This window comes from Rhizobacter sp. P2_H2, from assembly GCF_056403375.1.
Window position 1 is genome coordinate 1 of the sequence record NZ_JBFUFP010000252.1, and the last position, 6192, is coordinate 6192.

A 6192-nucleotide genomic window follows, 5' to 3' on the forward strand; every position below is an offset into this window, starting at 1 on the left:
GATGCAACACTGCGCCCGCATTCCGCCATCCACATGCAAAGACGCAAGCTCCTCCAGATCGGCGCAGTCGCCTCGCTCACGCTGGTCACCGTGGGTGGCGGACTCGTGTGGATGCGGCCTGCCGCGCCCGCCGCCGAACTGAACGCCGAAAGCCGCATGCTGTTTACTGCGGTGGCGCAGGCCGTACTCGACGGCGTGCTGCCATCGGGGCCTGCGCGCGCATCCGCGTTGGCCGGGCACGTCGAACGCGTGCAGCAAACCATCCGCGGATTCGCTCCCGCGGTGCAGGACGAGCTCGCGCAGTTGCTGGGCATCCTGTGCACGGCACCGGGGCGACGCCTGCTCGCCCGCCTCGCCGCGCCGTGGGACGCCGCGAGCGTTGCCGACGTCCAACTGGCGCTGCAACGCATGCGCACCTCGCGACTGGCCACTCGCCAGCAGATCTACCACGCGCTGCGCGACATCACCAACGGTGCCTACTTCTCCGACCCCGTGGCATGGCCCGCGATCGGCTATCCGGGCCCACGCGACATCTGATGAGCAAGCTTGACGATCCGATCCAGCAAGGGCTCCAGCGCGGCTGGCGCGTTCTCGGCGGCTCGCATGCTGCCGTCCCGCCAACCCTGCTGTGCGATGTCGCCATCATCGGCAGCGGCGCCGGCGCCGGCATCACCGCGGAACTGCTGACGAAGGCCGGCCTGCAGGTCGTGATCGTCGAGGAGGGTCCGCTGAAGAGCAGCAGCGACTTCCGCCAGCGCGAGAGCGACGCCTACCCGAGCCTCTACCAGGAGAGCGCCGCCCGCAAGACGGCGGACAAGGCGATCAACATCCTGCAGGGCCGCTGCGTCGGCGGTTCGACCACCGTGAACTGGACCAGCTCGTTCCGCACGCCGGCCGACACGCTCGAGCACTGGCGCACGCAGTACGGCCTGGCGGAGATGACGCCGCCCGCGATGGCGCCGTGGTTCGAACAGGCCGAACGCCGCCTCGGCATCGGTCCGTGGCTCACCGAACCGAACCGGAACAACGAGCTGTTGCGCACCGGTGCCGCGCGGCTCGGCATCGCGGCCTCGTCGATCCAGCGCAACGTGAAGGGCTGCTGGAACCTCGGCTCCTGCGGCATGGGTTGTCCGACGAACGCGAAGCAATCGATGCTGGTGACAACCTTGCCGGCGGCCCTCGACCAGGGGGCCACGCTGTTGGTCCAGATGCGCGCCGAGCGGCTCGAATGGCGCGACGGGCGCGTCGAGGCATTGCACTGTGTGCCGGTCGCCGACAACAGCGCACCGACCGGCGCCAGCGGCGTACGCGTCACCGCGAAGCACTACGTCGTCGCCGGTGGCGCGATCAACTCGCCGGCGCTGTTGCTGCGCTCCGGCGTGCCGGACCCGCATGGCCTCGTCGGCAAGCGCACCTTCCTGCACCCGGTCGTGATCTCGGCGGCGACCTTCGCGGACCCGGTGAACGGCTGGGATGGCGCACCGCAGACCCTCTACACCGACCATTTCCTGCAGACACAGCCGCTGACCGGCGCCATCGGCTACAAGCTCGAGGCGCCGCCGCTGCACCCTGTCATCGCCTCGTCCACGCTGGCGGGCCACGGCCGCGACCAGGCGGACATGCTGGCCCAGTTCCCGCGCACGCACAGCCTGCTGGCACTGATGCGCGACGGCTTCCACGCGCAGTCTCCAGGCGGCTCGGTCGGCTTGCGCAGCGACGGCACGCCGGTGCTCGACTACCCGTTGAACGACTTCGTGATGGACGGCGCGCGCCGGGCATTCCTCAGCATGGCGGAGATCCAGTTCGCGGCGGGCGCCCGCAGTGTCGTGCCGGTGCACGAGGAGGCAACGCCGTCCACGTCATGGGAAGAAGCGCGCCGGAAGATCCTGGGCTTGTCGATGAAGCCGCTGCTGACGCGCGTCGTCAGCGCCCACGTGATGGGTGGCTGCCCGATGGCCGGCAGCGAAGCGCAAGGCGTGGTGCGCCCTGACGGCACGCATTGGCAGGTCGCCAACCTGTCGGTGCACGACGGCTCGCTGTTCCCGACCAGCATCGGCGCGAACCCCCAGCTCTCGGTCTACGGCGTCGCAGCGATGCTCGCAACGCGTCTCGCCAAGCGCCTGACCGGCAACGACGTTCAGCTGGCCTGAAGACTCACGCTGATAGCATCGGCCGCATGCTCGCGCGCCTGCAACGCTTCATCACGCTCGGATTGCTTCTCACCGCGCTGCTCTGGGCCGTGTGGTTCATCCACATCGATCGACCCGGGTGGGCGGCTGCCGGCGCGCTGCTGATCGTCTTCGGCTACGCGCTCTTCCTCGGTCTCGAGTTCATCTTCCTGTACTTCGTGCACGGTGACGACCCGAGCCCGCGCGCGACGGCGCTGCAACTGCTGCATGCCTGGATCGGCGAGGTGCTGACGGCGCCGCAGGTGTTCTGCTGGCGGCAGCCATTCCGCTCGAACCGCGTGCCCGATCACGTGCCCGACAAGTCGCAACACCGCGGCGTCGTGCTGGTCCACGGCTTCGTCTGCAACCGGGGCTTCTGGAATCCGTGGATGCAGCGGCTCGTGCGGCGCGGCACGCCGTTCATCGCGGTCAACCTCGAACCGGTGTTCGGCTCGATCAACCACTACGCCGACATCATCGAGCAGGCCGTCGCGCGGCTCGAGGCCGCCACCGGCCAGGCGCCGGTGCTGGTCGGCCACAGCATGGGCGGGCTCGCGATCCGCGCGTGGGCCGCGGCGCACGGCGGCGAGGCGCGTGCGCACCGCATCATCACGATCGGCACCCCGCACCGCGGCACCTGGCTCGGGCGCTTCTCGACGACGGCCAACGGGCACGAGATGCGCCTCGCCAGCCCCTGGCAGGTGGCCCTGGGGGCGCGCGAATCGGCGACGCTGTCGCAGCGCTTCATCTGCTTCTACAGCCACTGCGACAACATCGTGTTCCCGGCCAGCACCGCAACGCTGCCGGGTGCCGACAACCGGCACGTGCCGGGCGTCGCGCACGTCGACCTGGTCAACCAGCCGGTGGTGTTCGAGGCCTTGCAGGCCGCGCTGTGATCACGGCGCGAGCACGCGGTCGCCGGGCAGCGTGGCCTCGGCGGGTACTTCGTCGCGCTGCGCCACCGCCTCGTAGATGGGCGTGAAATCCGGCGCCGTCGCGCGGAACAGCTGCTCGAACGAATCGATCACGAAGTACGTGGCCTGGTAGGTGTCGATCTTGTAGCGCGTGCACATGATGCGCTCCAGGTCGAAGCCCAGGCGCTGCGGCTGCGCGCTGGTGACGCTGTGGCGCAGCTCGCCCGCCGACGACAGGATGCCGGCGCCATACGCGCGCAGGCCGGCCGGCGTCGCGATCAGGCCGAACTCCACCGTGTACCAATAGAGCCGCGCGAGGTACTCGCACGACTGCAGCCGGCTCGCCTTCAGCCCGCCGGCGCCGTAGGCCTGCATGTAGTCGGCGAACATCGGGTTGAACAGCAGCGGCACATGGCCGAACAGGTCGTGGAACACGTCCGGCTCGACGACGTAGTCGAACTCTTCCGGCTTGCGGATCCAGCCGGTCACCGGGAAGCGGCGCGCCGCCAGCAGCGCGAAGAACGCCTCCTCGGGGATCAGGCCCGGTACCGCGACCACCTCCCAGCCGGTCGCGCGGCGCAGCCGCTGCGACAGCTCGTCGAAGCGCGGGATCTGCGTCGGCGTGCCGAGCTGGCCCACCGCGTCGATGAACTCCTCGCAGGCCAGGCCTTGCAGCTGCGCCGCCTGGCGCTCGTACAGGCGCTGGTACAGCGCGTGGTCCTCGGTCGTGTAGCGGGCCCAGTCCTGCTCGCAGGTGTAGTCGGCGCGCGCCGACGCATAGTCGCCGCGCGGCGGGCGGTCGCCCTGGCCGTRGGTGGCCGGCGCGACGCCGCTGTTCACGCCCTTGGCGCTGCTGTCGTTGATCAGCGCAGCCATTTGTCCGTCGTCCGCTGGTAGTCGCCGCCGGCCTTCGACAGGTGCAGCCATTGGTCGACGAAGTTCTTCATCACCATGTCGCGCGGCAGCATCCACGCCATCTCGCCGTACTGCAGCGGGCGTTCCGGGTTGACGGCGCACAGGCCGGGCCGCAGCTTCTGCTGCACCAGCGTCTCGGCGGCCTCGGTCACGAACACGTCGGCGCGCTTGGCGAGCAGCTCGTCGAAGATCGTCAGGTTGTCGGCATGGATCGTCAGCGTCGCGACCTTGAAGTTGGCGCGCGCGAAGCGCTCGTTGCTGCCGCCCGGGTTCGCGATCGCCCGCACGCCGGGCTTGTCGATGTCGGCCACGCTCTGGTACTTCGGCACGTCCTCGCAGCGCACCAGCGGCGTCTTGCCGTTGACCATGTAGGCGGTGCTGAAGAACACCCGCTTCTGGCGCTCGGTGGTCACCGAGATGCCGCCGATCGCGACATCGCATTTGCCGGCGCCGAAGTCGGGCAGCAGGTTGGCCCAGCTGGTCTTCACGAGCTCCAGCTTGACGCCCATCGCCGCGGCCAGCGATTGCGCGAGATCGATGTCCAGCCCCTCGAACGCACCGTCGGCGCGCTGGAAGCTGAACGGCTTGTAGTCGCCCGGCGTGCAGGCGCGCAGCACGCCGGCCTTCATCACCGCATCGAGCGACGATTCCTGCGCCGAGGCCATGCCGGCCAGCGCCGCCAGCGCGATCGCGATGAACGACGGCAGCGCCTTCATGCGGCCGCCTCGGGTTCGGCCTTCAGCACGCCGCGGCGCACCTGGTCGAGCTCGATGCTCTCGAACAGCGCGCGGAAGTTGCCTTCGCCGAAGCCCTGGTCGCCCTTGCGCTGGATGATCTCGAAGAAGAYCGGCCCGATCACCGTCTGCGTGAAGATCTGCAGCAGCAGTTCGTTCGGCGCGCCCAGGTGCGTCGCGCCGTCGATCAGGATGCGCAGGCGCTTCAGCTCTTCGAGCCGCTCGCCATGATTCGGCAGGCGCTTGTCGACCAGGTCGTAGTAGGTCGCGATGGTGTCCTGGAACACGACGCCCTGGGTCTTCATGCCCTCGACCGAGCCGTAGATGTCGTCGGTGCCGAGCGCGATGTGCTGGATGCCTTCGCCGTGGTACAGGTCCAGGTACTCGGCGATCTGGCTCTTGTCGTCGGAACTCTCGTTGATCGGGATGCGGATCTTGCCGCACGGGCTCGTCATCGCCTTGCTCTTCAGGCCGGTCAGCTTGCCCTCGATGTCGAAGTAGCGCACCTCGCGGAAGTTGAACAGCCGCTCGTAGAAGTCGGCCCACTCCTTCATGCGGCCGCGGTGCACGTTGTGCGTCAGGTGGTCGATGTAGGTCAGGCCGTTGCCGACCGGCGACGCGTTCGCGCCGGGGATCGGCACGAAGTCSACGTCGTAGATGCTGATGTTGCCGATCGCGCCGGCGGCCGCGCCGTCCTTGCCGTGCCAGCGGTCGACGAAATAGATCAGCGAATCACCGATGCCCTTGATGGCCGGGATGTTCAGCTCCATCGGCCCGGTCTGGTTGTCGAAGCCCCAGGCACCGAGTTCCAGCGCGCGCTCGTAGGCCTTCGCGGCGTCCTTCACGCGGAAGGCCATCGCGCACACGCTCGGGCCATGGTGGCGGGCGAAGCGCTGCGCGAACGAATTCGGCTCGGCGTTGATGATGAAGTTGACGTCGCCCTGGCGGTACAGCGTGACGTTCTTGTGGCGGTGCCGCGCGATCGCGGTGAAGCCCATCGATTCGAACAGCCGGCCGAGCGCGACCGGGTCCGGCGCCGCGTACTCGACGAACTCGAAGCCGTCGGTGCCCATCGGGTTGTCCCAGGGGGTGAACTGCATGGCGCGCTCCTGAAAGTGAAAACTTGCTCGCACTGTAGATTCGTCCCCCCGCAGGAATCATGCAAGTTGTGCCCTTGGGCGGGCGCGATTCGCAGGAAAGCTGCAAAATCAACCGCATGGAAACGGAAATCCAGCTGGATGCGATCGATCGGCGCATTCTTCGGGCGCTGCAGGCCGATGGCCGGATCACCTATGACGTGCTGGCCGCGCAGGTCAGCCTGTCGCCGTCGGCCACCTTGCGGCGCGTGAAGCGGCTGGAGGAATCGGGCGTGATCGCCGGCTACGTGGCGCTGGTGCCGGCCGAGCGCGTGGGGCTCGGGCTCACGGCCTACCTGAACGTGCGGCTCGAGAAGCACTCCGA

Annotated in this window: 7 protein-coding genes; 4 read left to right on the forward strand and 3 right to left on the reverse strand. The window is 68.6% G+C overall.

Translation table 11 applies throughout. The features are described from left to right. The 3 genes from AC1D15_RS14850 to AC1D15_RS14860 form a co-directional block, all read left to right on the forward strand. Nucleotides 1-537, forward strand: a 537-nt coding sequence (locus AC1D15_RS14850) for a hypothetical protein (RefSeq protein WP_477826585.1), incomplete at its 5' end; no start/stop codon positions are given. Further along, on the forward strand, nt 537-2150 hold the full coding sequence (locus AC1D15_RS14855) for a GMC family oxidoreductase (protein WP_477826586.1): 1614 nt from the start codon (nt 537-539) through the stop codon (nt 2148-2150). The genes AC1D15_RS14850 and AC1D15_RS14855, both read left to right, overlap by 1 nt. A gap of 26 nt (nt 2151-2176) precedes the next feature. After that, complete coding sequence (locus AC1D15_RS14860; protein WP_477826587.1) at nt 2177-3064, forward strand: esterase/lipase family protein; 888 nt, start codon at nt 2177-2179, stop codon at nt 3062-3064. On the opposite strand, the gene phhA is transcribed toward AC1D15_RS14860, so the two are convergent. From phhA to hppD, 3 genes are read right to left on the reverse strand one after another with little or no spacing between them, the layout of a single operon-like run. After that, nucleotides 3065-3958, reverse strand: a complete 894-nt coding sequence (gene phhA, locus AC1D15_RS14865; RefSeq protein WP_477826588.1) for a phenylalanine 4-monooxygenase — start codon at nt 3956-3958, stop codon at nt 3065-3067. After that, nucleotides 3946-4713: a transporter substrate-binding domain-containing protein gene (locus AC1D15_RS14870; protein WP_477826589.1), complete on the reverse strand. Its 768-nt coding sequence runs from the start codon at nt 4711-4713 to the stop codon at nt 3946-3948. Before AC1D15_RS14870 ends, phhA begins: the two co-directional genes overlap by 13 nt. Then, on the reverse strand, nt 4710-5831 hold the full coding sequence (gene hppD / locus AC1D15_RS14875) for a 4-hydroxyphenylpyruvate dioxygenase (protein ID WP_477826590.1): 1122 nt from the start codon (nt 5829-5831) through the stop codon (nt 4710-4712). Before hppD ends, AC1D15_RS14870 begins: the two co-directional genes overlap by 4 nt. Before the next feature lie 116 nt (nt 5832-5947). Here hppD and AC1D15_RS14880 point away from each other — a divergent pair. Further along, nucleotides 5948-6192, forward strand: a 245-nt coding sequence (locus AC1D15_RS14880) for an Lrp/AsnC family transcriptional regulator (protein ID WP_477826591.1), incomplete at its 3' end; no start/stop codon positions are given.